The sequence below is a fragment of the Paenibacillus glycanilyticus genome (genome assembly GCF_023715145.1).
Lineage (GTDB): Bacteria > Bacillota > Bacilli > Paenibacillales > Paenibacillaceae > Pristimantibacillus > Pristimantibacillus glycanilyticus_A.
Genome location: NZ_JAMBNP010000061.1, coordinates 1 through 417, shown reverse-complemented (window position 1 = coordinate 417; position 417 = coordinate 1). Strand labels below are relative to the sequence as shown.

1 protein-coding gene is annotated in these 417 nt (G+C 45.1%); it reads right to left on the bottom strand.

All coding sequences use genetic code 11. The features are described 5' to 3' along the window. Positions 1-417, bottom strand: a 417-nt coding sequence (locus M3194_RS30960; protein ID WP_251657982.1) for a protein-disulfide reductase DsbD domain-containing protein, incomplete at both ends; no start/stop codon positions are given.

Below are 417 nucleotides of genomic sequence, written 5' to 3'. Positions count from 1 at the left end.
CCACATAGGTCGGTGCTGCACTAAATTGTAGCGGCGTCGCTGTTACCCCGTCAGGCAATTGTAAGGTTAATTTATCCCGATACGCATAATAGCCTGCTTTGACATCCACATGAATGGTCACTACTTGCCCTTTTTGCTCCGTGTAGACTTTAAAAGCCTCATGCACCGGTAGCGGATTGTCTTTGGCGGTCAAGCTGGGATTGTCACTGCCGCCAAAAATCTCGCTTAAACTAATCGCTTGCGCGCTTGGCATAGTGAGGCTAGTGACAGCCAGTAGCGTGCCAAGTAGAGAGACATGACGACTCACGGTTCGAAAACAACACAGGGGCGTAGGCATAGGGGATATATTTTTCAAAGAAAACTTCTCATATATTTTAAATTCACAGGTTTTAAATTTATACGTTTCAGATTTATACG